A 17,238-nucleotide genomic window follows, 5' to 3' on the forward strand; every position below is an offset into this window, starting at 1 on the left:
CCTGACGACTTCGGCAGGTGCGGCAATGCGTTCAGCCGCCGCGGACGAACACCCTCGCCGCGGAAAGGCGCGCTGTGCCGTCCGGCTCACCGAGTTCGTCCACTTCGCGGCGGATGGTGGCGTCCACCGAAAGGTACTTCCGGCCCGCGCGCAGGTCGGCGTCATTGCGCAGGCGCACGATGAGCGGGAATTCACTGAGCGCGCCCGCGTCGAACAAGCCGGTGGTGTAGATCAACTGCACGCCGAGCGCACGGGCCACCGCGCGCTGCAGTTCCAGCAGATATCCGGCCGAGGCGCGGCCGATCGGATTGTCCAGGAACAGCACGCCGGAATGGGGGCTGCGCAGGCGGCCGCGGTTGTTCGCCCGCAGCGCGGCCAGCGTGCAGTAGAGGATGATCGCCGCGGTCAGCTGCTGCCCGCCGGAGAAGACGTCCCTGATCTCGGACACGCGCTGCCGTTCGGTGCGCAGCACCGAGTCCGGTTTGAGCAGGTCCACCCGGAAACCCTTGGGCACCGCCGCGGCCACCCCGCGCAGCAGCAGGGACATGCCGTCCCGCTTGACGTCGCGGCCGTCGCCGGTCTTGCCCGCGGCGGCTTCGTCGACCACTTCGCCGAGGCGCTCGGCGAGCACGTTGTCCTCCGGTTCGGTGAACCGGATGCGCAGGAATTCCTGGCCGGACCAGTCGCCGAGGCCGTCGGGCAGCCGGGAAACGCGCTGCGCGGACCGCAGCGTGCGCAGCGCGCCGTCGACCATGCCCTGCAGGCGGGAAACGATGCCGGAGCGGTGGCGGTCGATCTGCGCGAGGTCGTCGGTGAGCGAGCGCAGGCGCGGGCGCAGCGCCTGCGCCCATTCGGCGGCGTGGGCGGGCAGGCTGTCCCGTTTGACGGAAACCACCTGCTGCCGGACCGGGGTGGTGAGCCGTTCGAACCGTTTTTCGGTGGCGTACTGCGCCAGCGCGTCGGCTTGTTCGCGGACCCGTTTCGCGGCGTGCTCGACCGCTTCGGCGGCGCCGGTCCAGGTCGAATTGAGCGCTTGGTACCTGGCGCGCGCGGACTCGAGGTCGCCGTCGTAAATGCGGGCCGGTTCACCGCCGGGAACCAGGCCGGCCAGCGATTCGGCGAGCAGGCCGAAACCGGCCGAGGAATTCTTCGCGGATTCGAAGGTTTCCACCGCGTCGGCGCGCTGGCGGGTGAGTTCCTCCCATTTGCGCGCGGCGGTGGAAACCTCGGCGCCGGCCGCGTCGATCAGCTCCCGGCCGTGCTCGACGTCGCGGGGCCGTTCCGGGGCGTCGGCGGTTCCGCTCTGCCGCGGCAACTGCTCGAGTTCGGCCTTGCGGGTGGCGACCTCGGCGATCACCTCGGCGCGTTCCTCCTCGAGCGCGGCGACCGCGCGCCCGGCCCTGGCCTGCGCGGCGGCGCGGGCGGAGGCGTCGGAGCCGTCCGGGGTTTCCAGCAGCCCGGCCGCGCGGGCCCGCACCGGCTCCGCCAGCGCCTCGACCGCGGCGTGGGCGGCCGCCTCGGCGCTCTCGGCCTGCTCCAGTTCGGCCCGCAGGTCGCTGCCGACCTCGACCTTGGCGTAGGCCTCGGTGGCCGAGGCGTACGCCCGGCGCAGGGCGTCGACCGGTTCGGCGGGGACGGGATCGGCTTCGCTCACCGAGCCGGCTCCGGGCACCTCGGCCAGTTCGGCTCGCGCGCCGGTGGCGGTGCGGCGGTGCCCGTCGGCCGTGCGCTGCTGCTCACCGGCCTGCTCGCGCAGTTTCGCCGCCCTGGTCCCGGCTTCCTTGGCCTGCGACTCCGCGCGGTCGACGACCTCGCGCGCGTGCTCGGCCGCTTCGGTCCACTGTGGAATCTTCGCCGCCCTGGTGGCCAGCGCGTCCAGCCGCCGGGCCCGGTCCTCAGCCGCGGCCAGCGCCGAACGCAGGCCCGGCACGCGCTCGCGCAGGGAGACCCGTTTGGTGTTCAGGCGCTCCAGCTCGGTGTTCGCCGCGGCCAGTGCCTTCTCCGCGGTGCCGAGGGCGGTGCTCGCCGACTGGGCGCGCTCGGCCAGGCTCGCCATCGCGCCCGGCGGGTAGTCCTCGCGCCAGGTGGCCAGTTTCCACGACAGCGCCCCGTCGGCGGCGATCGCTTCGTCCAGTTCGGACAGGCGGCGCAGGCGGGTGGCGTGCCGTTGGGCCACCGCTCGGCGTTCGGCGTCGGCGGCGTCCTCGTCGTACATGGCCGGATTGGGCGGTACCAGGAATTCGACGCCGTCCGGTTGCCCGCCGCCCTGCCCGGCCGCGGCGGTGAGCGCGGCCGTGGTGCCGACCGCGATCATCGCGCTGGGCAGCAGCTTCCGTTCGGTGAGCACCTCACGCGCCCGGCCGGTCTGCGCCGCTTCGTTGAGCAGCACCCCGGAAACCAGTTGCGGGGCACGGGAAAGCGCCGTTGCGCGCTGCTCGGCGTCCAATTTGGACAGGTAACGCCAGCCGGACCACGCGGTGATCCCGGCGGACTCCAGCGCGTCGAGCGCGGCCTGCACCTCTTCCGGCGGTGGCAGGAGGCCACCGGAGCCGAGCGCGGCGAGGATGCGCTCGTCGGCGGATTCGGCCACGCGCAGGGCAGTCTGCTCCCGCTCGGCTGTCGCGCGTGCTTCGCGCAGGCGATCCACCAGGGCCGGGACGTCGGTTTCGAGCTGCACGTCGTCGGTGCCGAGCAGTTCGGTGAAGCGTGGTTCGGCGGCCAGGCTGCCGGTGCGGCGCGTGGCCCGGTCCAATTCCTCGGCGGCGCGCTCGTGCCGGTCGCGCGCGGAACCGGCGGCCTGGTGCGCCTCGTTGGCCACCGCCTGCGCGGCACCGAGTTCCTCGGCGACGGCTTCCAGCTCGGCCTCGCGGCCGGCCAGTTCCGAAGCCGCCGTTTCGGCCGCGGCACGGGCGATCCGGGCGCTTTCGGCCACCTCGGCGGCGTCGGTGAGCAGCTTCTCGCGCACCGCGTCGGCGATCTCGGCGCGCACCTCGGCGATGCGCCCGGCCAGGCCGTCGGCCTCCGCACGCCGCGTCGCCGCGGTGGCGGTGGCTTCGTCCCGTTCCCGCTGCGCGTGCTCGGCTTCGGCCAGCAGCGCCTCCGCCGCCTGGTCGGCCGCGTCCGCCTGCGCCTGCGCGTCCTTGGCCAGTGCGAGCAGGCCGCGGGCGAACGCGGTGGCGGCGGAGTTCTTCGCTTCCAGCGCGGGCTGCGCCTTCTGCTCGCGGTTGCCGACCAGCTCGCGGATGTCGCGGGCCTTGCGCGCGGCGTTGAGGTGCGCCAGCACGGTGGTGGTTTCCCGCCAGGCTTCGGCTTCGACCTTGGCTTCGGTGTAGGACTCGTCGAGCCGGCGGCGGGTTTCGGTGGCCTCCTCCAGCCGCATCCCGGCGACCACCCGCCGCAGCTCGGTCACCACCGCGGTGAGCCTGCGGTGATCTCCTTCGGCCAGCTTCTCGGCCGTCCTGAGTTCGTCGACGTGGGCTTCGAGGACCGCCAGCCGGTCGCTTTCCACCTTCTCCCGCGCGGCGATCATCCCGGCCAGCTCGGCCAGCTCGGCCCGCGCGGTGGCGGCCAGCTTGCGCGAGGCGGCGGCCAGCGACTCCTCCTCGGCCAGCGGCCCGAGCAGGTCCAGCGCACCGGCGACGAAGTCGCGCTCGGCCATCAGCTCGCCGCGCTGGGCCAGGTTGCCCGCGTAGGTGGCCAGCACCTCGGCGAGCTCCTTCGGCTCGTCCTCGGACAGCACGGCCCGCAGCAGGAACTCGGCGAACGCCTCGTCGGTGCCGAAGGCGAAGGCGTCGGCGGCCTCGCCCTCACCGGCGTTCATCGCGCGCTGGTAGCGGAACAGCTCGGTGTCCAGGCCGAGCTGGTCGAGCTTGCCGGTCCAGTCGCTGTGCCGCCGCGTCCAGTACAGCTCCAGCTCCGGTGTGCCGGTGTGCGCCTTCGCCAGCCGGTCGTGGTAACCGGACAGGGTGAGCAGGCGGCCGTCCTCGGTCAGCGGCAGCGAGTCCAGGCCGAGCGAGGTGCTCGGGCGGAAGCAGTACCAGGAGTCGATCAGGTTCGCCGGATCGGCGGAGACCACGTGCCCGCGCCACTCCGACGCCTTGCCGGTGATCACCCGCTCCCCGGTGGCGGTGTGCTGCCACTCCAGCACCACGTGCGCGACGTCCTTGGCCGCCACGAACTTCTCCAGCACCCGGGTGCTGGTGGTGCCGACCACCTGCCGCCGCCCCGGCAGCATCACCGAGAAGATCAGCTTGATCAGCACCGACTTGCCGCCGCCGTTCTCCAGGAACAGCACGCTGGCGGGCGACGGCCGCCGCACCGGGCCGCGGTCGGCGGAGTGGATGCCCGCGGCGAACAACGCGTCCTGGCGCGGGGTGGTCACCGGCTCGCCGACCCCGCTGAAGTCCAGCACCACGTCCTGGTAGCGGGCACCGGCCGGGCCGACCGAATGCAGGCGCACACGCGAAAGCTCATACATGGCTGTGAAGGTCCCCGTTTACTGGAGGGTGTCCGAGATGGTCGCGCGCAGGGTGCCGCCGCCGTCGGCGACCTCGAGCACGCCGAGCGCGAGCAGTTCCTCGAAGGCGAGGTCGGCGGCGAGTTCGCGCACCTGGATCTGGTAGCGCGGGGTGGTCCGGTAGGTGCCGTCCTGCTCACCGCTGACCGGCACCAGGAAACCCTGGTCGGCCAGGAAGCGCAGGGCGCGGGCGACCATGCCGCGGGTGGTGTCCGGGGCGAGCCTGCCGTCCTTGGTGGCCGCGGCCGCCGGGCGGCGGGCGTAGGCGCGCCACGCCTGCTCCAGTTCGGGCGCGTCGGCCAGCGGGTCGTTGTTGGCCTCGGCGGCGGCCGCGCGCTCGTCGAGGATGCGGCACGCCTCGCGGACCATGCCGTCGACCTGCGCCACGCTGACCCGGCCGATGTAGGTGTCGTTGGCCAGGTCGTCCGGCCGGGGGAAACCGAGCGCGGCCACGGCCAGGTGGACCAGCCCGTGCAGCACCTTCTCGGTGTCGCGGCGCTCGCGGATCTTGCTCTGCCGGGCGTAGCTGTCCATCTTGATCTCGAACACCGATTCGTCGGTGGCCGCGAGCACCGCACCGGCGGCCGTGCTCACCTCCAGCACCATCAGCCCGAGCCCGGCCGCCACCGCGTGGGTCAGCTGCTTGAACGCGCTGTCCTCGCCGTAGCGCCGGACCAGGTCGCCGTAGACGACGTCGCGGGCGGGCAGCTGCTTCGGCCGCATGCCGAAGGAGATCAGCCTGGCCGCCGCCTCGGCGTCGTTGGTCTGCGCGCTCACGCGGCCCCCTCGGTTTCTCCGGTGTGCTCGGCTTCCACCCGCGCGGTCATCAGCAGCAGGTCCGACCCGCCGAACTCCGGGTCGTCGAGCTCGGTGCCGTCGTCCACGGCCAGCAGCACCCGCCGCTCCCCCTGGCGGATCGCCGCCCCGATCCCCGGGCCGTAGGCGTGCACCGCGCGCAGCGCGACCAGCCGCGGCAGGGCGGGGTCGAGCCGGCGGGCCTCCTCGATCAGCCCGGACAGCCGCCGCGGCACCTCCGGCAGGGTGAGCAGCTCGTCGGCCTGGCGCCACTGCTCGTCGGAGTAGCGGTCGGTCTCCTCGGCGGGCAGCAGTTCCGGCTCGGGCACCTCGCCGACCAGCTGGTCGCGTTCGGGTGCCGGGCGCAGCAGCAGCGACACCAGCGCGGACAGCGACGGCACCACCGGCACGCTCACCCCGGTGCCCGCGTGGAAGTACCGGCGCACCGGCTCCACCGCGTCGGCCAGCGGCAGGCCGAGGGCGGGTACGAGCAGCTGGCCGAACAGGTCGATCGCGGCGCGCTGCGGGGGCCCGGAGAACTGCTGGCGGTCCTGTTCGGCGCGGAAGACCGCGCCCGCCGCCTGCAGCCGGGACTGCAGCTGGGTGTGCCGCCGGATGCAGTCGGCGACGATGTCCACCAGTTCGGCCGCGCGCCGCTTGTGCACCGGGTCCTCGGCCTCGTCGCGGGCCGCGGTGATGTTCTTCAGGATCGCGTTCTCCGCGCGGAACCGGGACTCGATGTGGCCGAGCGCGGAGTCCAGCAGGTCCGGGATCTCGCGTTCCCAGTCGACCGCGCGCACGTCGCGGCGGGTGGCGTCCAGCTTCGCGCGCAGCGTCTCGCCGTACTGGACGGTGCGGTAGCGCGCCTGCTCGGCGGCGAGCTTGGCGTCGGCGAGGCGGCCGCGGCTGATCAGGTTCTCCAGCTTGACCTCGGCCGCGATCTGGGCCGATTCGACGTCGGTGTCCAGCGCGCCGACCAGCACGTTGATCGCTTCGTCGGTGGCGCGCAGGTACACCTCGCCGTCCGGGGCGGCCAGCTCGACCAGCAGCTTGAAGTCGAAGGCGCGGCGCTGGTAGGTGCCGTCGGCGGCGACCGAGCCGTAGACCCGGCGGAACCCGCGGTCGGTGGTGCCGACGTTGATCAGGTTGTCCAGCACCCAGCGCGCCACCCTGGTGTGCTCGCCGGGCGGGCGGTGCGGGGCCTGGGCGGCGATGAACGGCAGCAGGCGCTCGGTCACCTGCTGGTGGTCCGCGCCGGTGTCGAAGTCCATCGCGATGGTGACCTGGTCGATGGTGTGCAGCGCGATCTCGGCCATCTGGTAGACCGTGGCGTCGGCCCAGTCGAGCTTGGCCTTGCGCGCGTCGAGGTCGTGCAGCGGCGCGGTGCAGGCGAGCGCCTTCAGCCGCCGGGTCAGCCCTTCGCCGGCCGGACCCGCGGTGATCAGCTCTTCGGTGTGCACAGCGAGCCAGGTTAGCCTTTGGCGATGGGCGCGCGAGCGGGCGCATCGGTAGCGTCGCCGCCATGCGTGAGATGAGCAGGGCCGAGTGGTGGGAGTTCGCGAGCGAGGGCACGCGGACGGGCAAGCTGGCGGTGGTGCGGGCGAACGGAGCCCCGCACGTGACGCCGATCTGGTTCGTGCTGAACGAGGGCCCCGGGTACGACGAGCTGATCTTCACCACCGAACGCGACTCCCTCAAGGGCAAGGCGTTCCGCCGCGACCCGCGGTTCTCGCTGTGCGTGGACGACCAGCAGCCGCCGTACTCCTACCTGCAGTTCACCGCCGAAGCCACGCTGCACGAGGACCTCGGCGAGATGCTGGAGTGGGCGACCCGGCTCGGCAGCCGGTACATGGGGCCCGAGCGGGGCGCGGCCTTCGGCGAGCGGAACGCGGTCCCCGGCGAATACCTCGTCCGGGCGAGGATCACCAAGGTGCTCGCCTTCGCCGGGATCGCCGACTGAGCAAGCGTTTACCGCGGCCCTTGACAGAAAGTTGACAGGAAACCGTCTTCCGGGGTGAAATCCCCACCGGACCGGCCGGGGCGGTTGAGCGGCGGCGGGCCACCCCGGCCGGCCCGGACTTCAGGCCTCTTCCTCTTCGAGCATCTCCGCGGTGACCGCCGATTCGGTGTCCGGCACGCCCTGCTCGCGCGCCTTCTTGTCGGCCATCGCCAGCAGGCGCCGGATCCGCCCGGCCACCGCGTCCTTGGTCATCACCGGATCGGAGAGCTGGCCCAGTTCCTCCAGCGAGGCCTGCCGGTTGGACAGGCGGAGCTTGCCGGCGGCGAGCAGGTGGTCCGGCGCGGAGTCACCGAGGATGTCGAGCGCGCGCTCGACCCTGGCGGCGGCGGCCACCGCGGCGCGCGCCGAGCGCCGCAGGTTCGCGTCGTCGAAGTTCGCCAGCCGGTTCGCCGTCGCCCGCACCTCGCGGCGCATCCGCCGCTCTTCCCACTGCAGCACGCTCGAGTGCGCGCCCAGCCGGGTCAGCAGCGCGCCGATCGCGTCCCCGTCGCGGACCACCACGCGGTCCGCGCCGCGCACCTCGCGCGACTTCGCCTGGATGCCCAGCCGCCTGGCCGCGCCGACCAGCGCCAGCGCCGCCTCCGGCCCGGGGCAGGTGACCTCCAGGGAGGACGACCGGCCCGGTTCGGTCAGCGAGCCGTGGGCCAGGAAAGCACCGCGCCAGGCCGCTTCGGCGTCGGCGACCCCGCCGGAGACCACCGCGGCGGGCAGCCCGCGCACCGGGCGCCCGCGCTGGTCGATCAGCCCGGTCTGGCGGGCCAGGCCCTCACCGTCCTTGACCACGCGCACCACGTACCGGGTGCCCTTGCGCAGCCCGCTGGAGGAGATGACGTGCACGTCGGACTGGTGCCCGTAGAGGTCGTGGATCTCCCGGCGCAGCCGCCGCGCCACCGAACCGGTGTCCAGTTCGGCCTCGACCACCACCCGGCCGCCGACGATGTGCAGGCCACCGGCGAACCGCAGCAGGGAGGCCACCTCCGACCGCCGCGGCCCGACCTTGGTGATCTCCAGCCTGCTCAGCTCGTCCTTGACCGATGCGGTCATCGCCATCGCCCCTGCCCCTCCTGCTCTCCCTGTTCGCCCCGGTCCGCCAGACCGAGGGCCTCTCGCACGCACTTCGCCAGCGCATCCGGGTCGTGCCTGCCCGCCACGTCCGGGTCGGCGATGGAGACCAGGTGCGCTGTCGCTCCCAGCTCCGCGGCGGCCTGGCGCAACCGCGCCGGGGTGGGGACCCAGTCGCGGTCGGCGACCACCACGTCCACCTTCAGCCGGGGAGCGTGCTCGAAGAGTACGTGCAGATGCCGTTCGGGTGAGAAGCCAGCCGTCTCACCCGGTTGCGGGATGAGGTTGAGGATGACCACCTTGGTGGCCTCGGTGCGCACCAGCGCGTCGTGCAGCCCCGGCACCAGCAGGTGCGGCAGCACGCTGGTGAACCACGAACCGGGGCCGAGGAAGACCGCGTCCGCGCCGAGCACCGCGTCCACCGCCTCGGTGCAGGCGGCGGGCGGTTCGGCCGGGCGGCCGGGGTTGCGCAGGGTGATCCGGCTGACCTGCCCCGGGGTGCTGGCCACCGCCACCTGCCCGCGGATCCGGCTGACCGCGCCGTTCTCCAGCCCGGTCACCTCGGCTTCGATCTCCAGCGGCTCCGGGCACATCGGCAGCACGCGACCGGCCGCGCCGACCAGTTTGACCGCCTCGTCCAGCGCGGCCACCGGGTCACCGAGCACCTCGAACAGCCCGGCCAGCAGCAGGTTGCCCACCGCGTGCCCGTTGAGCGCGCCGTGGCCGCCGAAGCGGTGCTGGAACACCTCGGCCCACAGCGTGCCGCCGTCCTCGGTGGCGGTCAGCGCGGCCAGCGCCTGCCGCAGGTCACCGGGCGGCAGCAGGCCCAGTTCCCGGCGCAGCCGTCCCGACGAACCACCGTCGTCGGCGACGGTGACCACCGCGGTGACGTCCTCGGTGATCCGCCGCAACGCGGTGAGGGTGGCGTGCAGGCCGTGCCCGCCACCGAGCGCGACAGCGCGCAAATCGGCTCCCAATCTCGGTTCTTCACTCCCGGCCGAGGTCGCGGTGCACGACCTTGACCGCCATTCCATCCTCATTGGACAGTCGTCGCGCGAGTTCCTCGGACAGGGCGACGCTGCGGTGCTTGCCACCGGTGCAGCCGACGGCCAGCGTGAGGTACCGCTTGCCCTCGCGCTTGTAGCCGGCGCCGACCAGGCGCAGCAGCTGATGGTAGCGCTCGAGGAACTCCTCGGCGCCCTCCTGGCTCAGCACGTAGTTGCGCACCTCGCCGTCGAGCCCGGTGTGCTCGCGCAGTTCCGGGATCCAGAACGGGTTCGGCAGGAAGCGCACGTCCATCACCAGGTCCGCGTCCATCGGCAGGCCGTACTTGTAGCCGAAGGACAGCACGGTGACCCTGGTCTGCGTGCTGGCCTCGGAGCCGAACGCGTCCTCGATCTTCGCGCGCAGCTCGTGCACCGACAGCGCGGAGGTCTCCAGCACCAGGTCGGCTTCCTCGCGCAGCGGCGCCAGCAGCGCGCGCTCGGCGGTGATGCCGTCGGCCAGCCTGCCGTCGCCCTGCATCGGGTGCCCGCGCCGGACCGCCTCGAACCGGCGCACCAGCACCGCGTCGGTGGCCTCCAGGAACAGCACCCTCGGCTTGTACCCGCGGGCGTCCAGGTCCTTGATCACCGAGGCGAGGTCGTCGGTGAACGCGCGCGAGCGCACGTCCATCACCACCGCGACCTTGGTGATCGCGCCCCTGGCCTGCGCACCCAGTTCGACCATGGTGGCGATCAGCTCCGGTGGCAGGTTGTCCACCACGAACCAGCCGAGGTCCTCCAGGCACTTCGCCGCGGTGCTCCGCCCGGCCCCGGACAGGCCGCTGACCACCGCCACCTCCATTCCGGAGGTCCGCTCGGCCTGCGCCGCGTCGTCGGGCTGACCGCCCTGGTAACCCTGCTCCCCGCTCACGTGCCCGTTTCCCCTTCTCTACCGGTGGTGGTGGTCTCCCCGGCCAGTGCGGCGTGCACCGCCTGCGCGGTGCGCCTGCCGACACCGGGCACTCCCGAGATCTCGTCCACGGTGGCCTGCTTCAGCTTCTTCACCGAACCGAAGTGCTTGATCAACGCGGTCCGGCGGGCTTGCCCGAGACCCGGCACACCGTCCAGTGCCGACACCTGCAGCCGCTTCGACCGCTTCTCGCGGTGGTACCTGATCGCGAACCGGTGCGCTTCGTCGCGCACGCGTTGCAGAAGGTACAGCGCGTCGGAGGTGCGCGGCAGGATGACCGGGTCCGGGTCGGCGGGCAGCCACACCTCCTCCAGCCGTTTCGCCAGGCCGACCACGGCGACGTCGGTGATGCCGAGTTCGGCGAGCACGTCGGCGGCGGCGGTGGCCTGCGGCCCGGCGCCGTCGACCACCAGCAGGTTCGGGGGGTAGGCGAACTTGCGCGGGCGGCCGGTCTCCGGATCGATACCGGGAGCGGGCCCCCCGGGTCCTGCCGACACCGTCGACCCCACAGACCCCACAGACCCCACAGACCCCGCTGACCCCACAGACCCCGCTGCCCCCGCCGAGCCTTCTGCCGCTGCTGCTCCCGCCGCCCCTTCTGCGGCCTCCGGGCCTTCTGCCGCCGCCGGGCCCTCGACCCCCGCCGCCGCTTCGCTGGTTTCCTTCAGGTACCGCGCGAACCGGCGCCGCACCACCTCGGCGATCGAAGCGACGTCGCCTTCCTCGGCGGCCTCGCGCAGGGCGAACCGGCGGTACTCGGACTTGCGCGGCACACCGTCCTCGAAGACCACCAGGGAGGCCACCACGTCGGTGCCGGCGATGTGGCTGATGTCCACGCACTCGATGCGCAGCGGCGCCGAGTCCAGGCCCAGGTGCTCCTGCAGTTCGGCGAGCGCGGCCGAGCGGGCGGTCAGGTCGCCCGCCCGGCGGAGCTTGTGCTGGGTGAACGCCTCCTGGGCGTTGCGGGTGACGGTCTCGGCCAGCGCGCGTTTGTCACCCCGCTGGGGGACCCGCACCCGCACCTTGCCCCCGCGCAGCCCGGACAGGAACTCCTCCACCGCCTCGGGATCGGCGGGCAGTTCGGGGACCAGCAGCTCACGCGGCACCGGCGAGCCCGTGCCGTCCTCACCGGCCTCGAGTTCGGCCTGCTCGCCGTAGAACTGCGCGATGAACTGCTCCACCAGCGCCGGGACGTCCATCTCCTCGGCCTTGTCGATCACCCAGCCGCGCTGCCCGCGCACCCGGCCGCCACGCACGTGGAACACCTGGACCGCGGCCTCCAGCTCGTCGTGCGCGAAGGCGACCACGTCGGCGTCGGTGCCGTCGCCGAGCACCACCGCCTGCTTCTCCATCGCGCGTCGCAGTGCGCCGAGGTCGTCACGCAGGCGGGCGGCCTTTTCGAACTCCAGTTCCTCGGACGCCTCCGCCATCTCGCGCTCCAGGCGGCGCACCATCAGATCGGTGCGCCCGGCGAGGAAGTCGCAGAAGTCCTCGACGATGCCGCGGTGCTCGTCGGCGGACACCCGCCCGACGCACGGCGCCGAGCACTTGCCGATGTAGCCGAGCAGGCACGGCCTGCCGATCTGGGTGTGCCGCCGGAACACCCCGGCCGAGCAGGTGCGGGCCGGGAACACGCGCAGCAGCAGGTCGAGCGTCTCACGGATGGCCCACGCGTGCGCGTACGGGCCGAAGTAGCGCACCCCGCGCTTGCGCGCACCGCGGTAGACGTGCAGCCGGGGGAACTCCTCGTGCAGGGTCACCGCGAGCACCGGGTAGCTCTTGTCGTCGCGGTAGCGCACGTTGAACCGCGGGTCGAACTCCTTGATCCAGTTGTACTCCAGCTGGAGCGCCTCGACCTCGGTGCCGACCACGGTCCACTCCACACCGGCCGCGGTGGTGACCATCTGGCGGGTGCGCGGGTGCAGCCCGGCCAGGTCGGCGAAGTACGAGTTCAGCCGGCTGCGCAGGCTCTTCGCCTTGCCGACGTAGATGACCCGCTGGGTGGAATCGCGGAACTTGTACACGCCGGGGGCGTCGGGAATGCTGCCCTGCGAAGGGCGGTAGGTCGACGGGTCAGCCACGACGACAAGCCTATGGCGCACCCCTGACAACCTCACGCACCCCCGGGTCTCACCCGGCAGGACGACACCCGTATCGGTGTCCCCATGACGCGCGGTGGGGAATTACCTCCTTAGGTAGGAATCTAGCCACCATCCGACGATCGTCGGTACTGCCCGGCCGTGGCGGTTGATTACGTTCCGTGGCAACGCCGAATTTCCCGGTGTCCTGTAGGAGTCCGTCGCGAAAGGACCTCGACCGTGAGCCGAGTCCGTACCCTTGGCGCCGCGTGTGCGGCGTCCGCCACCCTCGCCGTGACCCTGTTCGGCGGCGGGGTGGCCACCGCCGGCGTGCAGCCGTTCATCGTCGGCGGCGAGACCGCCCCGGCCGTGCCCTGGGGCGCGCAGGTCTACGTGGGCGGCAACTTCAACTGCTCGGGCACCATCATCGCCGCCGAGTGGGTGCTGACCGCCGAGCACTGCCTCGGGAGCTCGATGAGCGTCAAGGTCGGCAGCAACGACCTCGGCTCCGGCACCGAGGCGGCGGTCGACCGGCAGGAGGTCTCCCCCGCCGGTGACATCGCGCTGCTGCACCTGACCAGCCCGATCGACACCGACTACATCACCCTCGGCGACGCCGACCCGGCCGCCGGCTCGGCCGGTGACATCTACGGCTGGGGCCGCACCACGCCCACCGGGCCGCCCTCGCCGGTGCTCAAGACGGCCAGGGTGACCGTCACCGGCCAGTCGACCGACGCCTACGGCGGCCCGGCCATCCAGAGCAGGGGCGTCAACGGCTCGGCGTGGAAGGGCGACTCGGGTGGCCCGCAGCTCTCCGGCGGCAAGCAGGTCGGGGTCGCGTCCACCGTGCAGAACCAGGACGGCAGCAACACCACCGGCACGAACAACTACGCGAGCGTGGCCAGCAGCCGCTCGTGGATCAGCGGCACCGCGGGCGTCTAGAGGATCTTGAACCGGTAGCGCCGCCCCCGTTCCGCGGCCGCTCCCGCCGGGCACCGGCCCGGCGGGGGCGGCCGTTCCCATGCCGGGAGCCGGGCGGACAATGGGCGCATGCGCATCGCCACCTGGAACGTGAACTCCGTCGGCGCCCGGCTGCCGCGGCTGCTGAACTGGCTCGAGTCCAACCAGCCCGACGTGCTGTGCCTCCAGGAGCTCAAGTGCGACAGCGATGCCTTCCCGCACGAGGAGGTGCGCGGACTCGGCTACGAGACCGCGGCCTACGGCGTCGGCCGGTGGAACGGGGTCGCCGTGCTCTCCCGGGTCGGCCTGGAAGACGTCCAGCGCGGCCTGGTCGACCAGCCCAGCTACGAGGACGCGGTCGAACCGCGCGCCATCGGCGCCACCTGCGGCGGGGTGCGGGTGTGGTCGGTGTACGTGCCGAACGGGCGCGTGCCGGGGCACACCCACTACGACTACAAGTTGCGCTGGCTGAACGCGCTGCGCGAGACGGTCGAGGCGGAGCAGAAGCTGGACCTGCCGTTCGCCGTGCTCGGTGACTTCAACATCGCACCGGCCGACACCGACGTGTGGGACATCGCCGCCTTCGCCGACTCGACGCACGTGACCACGCCGGAACGCGACGCGCTCGCGCAGGTGCTCGCGGCCGGGCTCACCGACGTGCTGCCCCGGGCGCTGAAGTACGACCAGCCGTTCACCTACTGGGACTACCGGCAGCTGGCCTTCCCGAAGAACCGCGGCATGCGCATCGACCTGGTCCTCGCCAACCCCCGCTTCGCCGCCGCGATCACCGACTCCTACGTCGACCGCGAAGAACGCAAGGGCAAGGGCGGCTCGGACCACGCCCCGGTCGTGGTCGACCTGGAGAGCTAGCCGTCCTCGTGGAACCGGCGGTGCAGCTTGCGCAGCGCGCGCACCGCCGCCACCGCGCGTTCGCGGTCGACCGCCTGCACCGCGAGCACCGAGTGGTACTCGTCTTCGGGCAGTTCCAGCCGGGCGAAGGACGCACCGTCGGGGAAGCTGACCGACAGCACCTCCGCCCAGGAGAACCGGCGTGTGCCCCAGACGTTGCGCACGCTGATGCCCTCGGCGTCCGCGGTGGCCTTCGGCACGGCGAACAGCATGGTCAGCCCGGCCAGCAGCACGCCGATGCCGATCATCGCCACCTGGTCGGCGGTCTGGAAGATCACCCCGGTGTCGGAGTTGCGCAGCAGCAGGGCCACCGTGGTGAACACGCCGATCAGCAGCAGCGCCAGCGCCCCGCACATCCACACCGCCCGCCGCGGGCGGGCGGTGACGGTGGCGTCCCCGGTGGTCTCGGTCATCCCAGTCGTTCCGGTCACACGAATCCTCGTTCGGTCCACGGCTGCCGCAGCCCGCGCAGCACGTGCGCGGTGTCCAGCGCCGCCACGGTCGCCTCGGCGCCCTTGTCCTCGGCCGAGCCGGGCAACCCGGCCCGGTCCCGTGCCTGCTGTTCGGTGTCGCAGGTGAGCACCCCGTTGCCCACCGGCGTGCTCTCGTCGAGGGCCACCCTGGTCAACCCGGCGGTCACCGCGTCGCACACGTACTCGAAGTGCGGGGTGCCGCCGCGGATCACCACCCCGAGCGCGACCACCGCGTCGTGCGTGCGCGCCAGCGCCTGGGCGACCACCGGCAGTTCCACCGCGCCCGCCACCCGGACCACGATCGGCTCCTCGTCCAGCTTCGCCTCACGGGCGGTGGCCAGCGCGCGGTCGAGCAGGCTGCCGGTGATCTCCTCGTGCCACCGGGTGGCCACGATCGCCAGCCGCAGGTTCGTGCACTCGCTCAGGTCCAGCCCGCCGGACGGCCGTCCTTCGCCGCTCACCGCGGGCCACCGCCGTTCACCACGTCGTCCACCCCGACCGCGCCCACGTCATCGAAGTGCTCCAGCTGCGACAGGTCGTGCCCCATCCGGTCGCGCTTGGTCTTGAGGTAACGCAGGTTCTCCGGGTTGGGCGAGATCGGCAGCGGCATGCGCCCGGTCACCCGCAGCCCGTAGCCCTCCAGCCCGACCCGCTTGGCCGGGTTGTTGGTCAGCAGCCGCATCGACTTCACCCCGAGGTCGCAGAGGATCTGCGCGCCGGTGCCGTAGTCGCGGGCGTCGGCGGGCACGCCGAGCGCCAGGTTCGCGTCCACCGTGTCGGCCCCGGCGTCCTGCAGCTGGTAGGCCTGCAGCTTGTGCAGCAGGCCGATGCCCCGGCCCTCGTGCCCGCGCACGTAGAGCACGATGCCGCGGCCCTCTTCGGCGACCGCGGCCAGCGCGGCGTCCAGCTGCGGGCCGCAGTCGCAGCGCAGCGAGCCGAACACGTCGCCGGTCAGGCATTCGGAGTGCACGCGGACCAGGATGTCCTCGCCGTCGCCGATCTCGCCGTAGACGAACGCGACGTGCTCGATGCCGTCGAGCAGGCTGTCGTAGCCGACCGCGCGGAAGGTGCCGTGCGCGAGCGGGATGCGGGCCTCGGCCACCCGCTCGACCTGGCTCTCGGTGCGCCGCCGGTAGGCGATCAGGTCGGCGATGGTGATCAGCTGCAGGTCGTGGTCGGCGGCGAAGACCTCCAGCTCGTCGCGGCGGGCCATGTCGCCCTCGTCCTTCTGCGACACGATCTCGCAGAGCACCCCGGCCGGGGACAACCCGGCGAGTCGAGCCAGGTCGACCGACGCCTCGGTGTGCCCGGGCCGGCGCAGCACGCCGCCCTCCTTGGCGCGCAGCGGCACCACGTGGCCCGGGCGCCGGAAGTCGGCGGGCACGGTCTTGGGATCGGCCAGCAGCCGGATGGTGTGGCAGCGGTCGGCGGCCGAGATGCCGGTGCTGATGCCCTCGGCGGCGTCCACGGTGACCGTGTACGCGGTGCCCCGCTGGTCCTGGTTCGTGTGGTACATCGGCGGCAGGTCGAGCCGCTGGCAGTCCTGTTCGGTCAGCGCGACGCAGACGTAGCCCGAGGTGTAGCGGACCATGAAGGCCAGCAGCTCGGGGGTGGCCTTCTCGGCGGCGAAGATGAGGTCGCCCTCGTTCTCGCGGTCCTCGTCGTCCACCACGACCACCGGCTTGCCCGCCCGGATGTCGGCGATGGCCCGGTCGATCGCGGCCTGCCCGCGCGGGGCCGCCGGGCTGTTCCCGCCGGCCGGCGCCCACTCGTCGATGTCACTCATCCGCGCTGCTCCTTGGTGCCGCCGTCACTACCGCCTGTACCGCCATCTGTACCGCCATTGTCCACCGAAGACCGCCCGGCCGTCGGCAGATGTGGTGCAGCCAGCTTCTCCACGTACTTGGCCAGCACATCGACCTCGAGGTTGACCGGTTCGCCCGGTTCCCGCCTGCCGAGCGTGGTCAGCTCCAGCGTGGTCGGGATGAGCGCGATGGAGAACTCCTCCGCGGAGATCGCGGCCACCGTCAGCGACACCCCGTCCACCGCGATGGACCCCTTCTCCACCACGTACCTGGCCAGGGCGGGAGGCAGCGCGAAGTGGGTCAGCCCGTCCGGGTCCCTGGACAGGAACGTCCCGGTGCCGTCCACGTGCCCCTGCATGATGTGCCCGCCGAGGCGGTCGCCGAGCGCGGTCGCGCGTTCCAGGTTGACCCGGTCGCCGGCGGCCACCTTGCCCAGGCTGGAGCGGCGGAGTGTCTCGTGCACCACATCCACGGTGAACGTGTCTCCGGTCACCTCCACCACGGTCAGGCACACCCCGTTGACCGCGATGGAATCGCCGTGCGCGGCGTCCGAGGTGACCACCGGGCCCCGCACGGCCAGCCGCGCGGCATCGGTGAGCTGCTCTACCGCGGTGATCTCGCCGAGTTCCTCGACGATGCCGGTGAACACTTGAACGCCTCCTGTGTG

At 72.6% G+C, this 17,238-nt stretch carries 14 protein-coding genes; 3 read left to right on the forward strand and 11 right to left on the reverse strand.

Annotation, left to right across the window (positions count from 1 at the left end; all coding sequences use genetic code 11):
- Positions 1-31: 31 nt before the first annotated feature.
- From AC07EG_RS08390 to AC07EG_RS08400, 3 genes are read right to left on the reverse strand one after another with little or no spacing between them, the layout of a single operon-like run.
- Entirely contained in the window at positions 32-4,477 is a 4,446-nt protein-coding gene (locus AC07EG_RS08390) for a hypothetical protein (RefSeq protein WP_478252356.1), read from the reverse strand.
- An 18-nt stretch (positions 4,478-4,495) separates the two neighbouring features.
- On the reverse strand, positions 4,496-5,239 hold the full coding sequence (locus AC07EG_RS08395; protein WP_478252615.1) for a hypothetical protein: 744 nt from the start codon (positions 5,237-5,239) through the stop codon (positions 4,496-4,498).
- Between the two features lie 50 nt (positions 5,240-5,289).
- Positions 5,290-6,771 (reverse strand): hypothetical protein, encoded by a 1,482-nt coding sequence (locus AC07EG_RS08400; protein WP_478252357.1) that lies wholly within the window; start codon positions 6,769-6,771, stop codon positions 5,290-5,292.
- Positions 6,772-6,833: 62 nt separating this feature from the next.
- Here AC07EG_RS08400 and AC07EG_RS08405 point away from each other — a divergent pair, with 62 nt between their 5' ends.
- Positions 6,834-7,271 (forward strand): PPOX class F420-dependent oxidoreductase, encoded by a 438-nt coding sequence (locus AC07EG_RS08405; RefSeq protein WP_478252358.1) that lies wholly within the window; start codon positions 6,834-6,836, stop codon positions 7,269-7,271.
- Between the two features lie 120 nt (positions 7,272-7,391).
- On the opposite strand, the gene whiA is transcribed toward AC07EG_RS08405, so the two are convergent.
- The 4 genes from whiA to uvrC all read right to left on the reverse strand — a co-directional run bounded on the left by whiA (position 7,392) and on the right by uvrC (position 12,427).
- Positions 7,392-8,381, reverse strand: coding sequence for a DNA-binding protein WhiA (gene whiA / locus AC07EG_RS08410; protein ID WP_478252359.1), 990 nt, complete (start codon positions 8,379-8,381; stop codon positions 7,392-7,394).
- Entirely contained in the window at positions 8,372-9,358 is a 987-nt protein-coding gene (locus AC07EG_RS08415; RefSeq protein WP_478252360.1) for a gluconeogenesis factor YvcK family protein, read from the reverse strand. The genes whiA and AC07EG_RS08415 overlap by 10 nt, the downstream gene beginning before the upstream one ends.
- A gap of 22 nt (positions 9,359-9,380) precedes the next feature.
- Positions 9,381-10,238, reverse strand: coding sequence for an RNase adapter RapZ (rapZ, locus tag AC07EG_RS08420; RefSeq protein ID WP_478252616.1), 858 nt, complete (start codon positions 10,236-10,238; stop codon positions 9,381-9,383).
- Positions 10,239-10,303: 65 nt separating this feature from the next.
- Positions 10,304-12,427, reverse strand: a complete 2,124-nt coding sequence (uvrC, locus tag AC07EG_RS08425; RefSeq protein WP_478252361.1) for an excinuclease ABC subunit UvrC — start codon at positions 12,425-12,427, stop codon at positions 10,304-10,306.
- A gap of 237 nt (positions 12,428-12,664) precedes the next feature.
- On the opposite strand from uvrC, the gene AC07EG_RS08430 reads away from it, so the two are divergent.
- Together AC07EG_RS08430 and AC07EG_RS08435 are read left to right on the forward strand one after the other, a co-directional pair.
- On the forward strand, positions 12,665-13,366 hold the full coding sequence (locus AC07EG_RS08430) for a S1 family peptidase (RefSeq protein ID WP_478252362.1): 702 nt from the start codon (positions 12,665-12,667) through the stop codon (positions 13,364-13,366).
- 108 nt (positions 13,367-13,474) lie between these two features.
- Positions 13,475-14,254 carry an exodeoxyribonuclease III gene (locus tag AC07EG_RS08435; protein WP_478252363.1) on the forward strand — a complete coding sequence of 260 codons (780 nt, stop codon included), beginning with the start codon at positions 13,475-13,477 and terminating at the stop codon, positions 14,252-14,254.
- Here the strand turns inward: AC07EG_RS08435 and AC07EG_RS08440 are convergent.
- The 4 genes from AC07EG_RS08440 to AC07EG_RS08455 are packed head-to-tail and all read right to left on the reverse strand — an operon-like array spanning position 14,251 to position 17,220.
- Entirely contained in the window at positions 14,251-14,706 is a 456-nt protein-coding gene (locus AC07EG_RS08440) for a PH domain-containing protein (protein WP_478252617.1), read from the reverse strand. The genes AC07EG_RS08435 and AC07EG_RS08440 overlap by 4 nt on opposite strands.
- Positions 14,707-14,720: 14 nt before the next feature.
- Positions 14,721-15,227, reverse strand: a complete 507-nt coding sequence (gene ribH / locus AC07EG_RS08445) for a 6,7-dimethyl-8-ribityllumazine synthase (protein WP_478252364.1) — start codon at positions 15,225-15,227, stop codon at positions 14,721-14,723.
- Positions 15,224-16,552, reverse strand: a complete 1,329-nt coding sequence (locus tag AC07EG_RS08450; RefSeq protein ID WP_478252365.1) for a bifunctional 3,4-dihydroxy-2-butanone-4-phosphate synthase/GTP cyclohydrolase II — start codon at positions 16,550-16,552, stop codon at positions 15,224-15,226. The genes ribH and AC07EG_RS08450 overlap by 4 nt, the downstream gene beginning before the upstream one ends.
- On the reverse strand, positions 16,549-17,220 hold the full coding sequence (locus AC07EG_RS08455; RefSeq protein WP_478252366.1) for a riboflavin synthase: 672 nt from the start codon (positions 17,218-17,220) through the stop codon (positions 16,549-16,551). Before AC07EG_RS08455 ends, AC07EG_RS08450 begins: the two co-directional genes overlap by 4 nt.
- Between the last annotated feature and the right edge of the window lie 18 nt (positions 17,221-17,238).

Source organism: Amycolatopsis sp. NPDC045836, assembly GCF_056431745.1.

Bases quoted from the DNA above. Each gene is read 5' to 3' on its own strand.
- rapZ (WP_478252616.1), bottom strand. From the start codon at position 10,238: ATGGAGGTGGCGGTGGTCAGCGGCCTGTCCGGGGCCGGGCGGAGCACC.
- AC07EG_RS08390 (WP_478252356.1), bottom strand. From the start codon at position 4,477: ATGTATGAGCTTTCGCGTGTGCGCCTGCATTCGGTCGGCCCGGCCGGT.
- AC07EG_RS08435 (WP_478252363.1), top strand. From the start codon at position 13,475: ATGCGCATCGCCACCTGGAACGTGAACTCCGTCGGCGCCCGGCTGCCG.
- AC07EG_RS08440 (WP_478252617.1), bottom strand. From the start codon at position 14,706: ATGACCGAGACCACCGGGGACGCCACCGTCACCGCCCGCCCGCGGCGG.
- whiA (WP_478252359.1), bottom strand. From the start codon at position 8,381: ATGGCGATGACCGCATCGGTCAAGGACGAGCTGAGCAGGCTGGAGATC.
- AC07EG_RS08405 (WP_478252358.1), top strand. From the start codon at position 6,834: ATGCGTGAGATGAGCAGGGCCGAGTGGTGGGAGTTCGCGAGCGAGGGC.
- AC07EG_RS08395 (WP_478252615.1), bottom strand. From the start codon at position 5,239: ATGCGGCCGAAGCAGCTGCCCGCCCGCGACGTCGTCTACGGCGACCTG.
- AC07EG_RS08450 (WP_478252365.1), bottom strand. From the start codon at position 16,552: ATGAGTGACATCGACGAGTGGGCGCCGGCCGGCGGGAACAGCCCGGCG.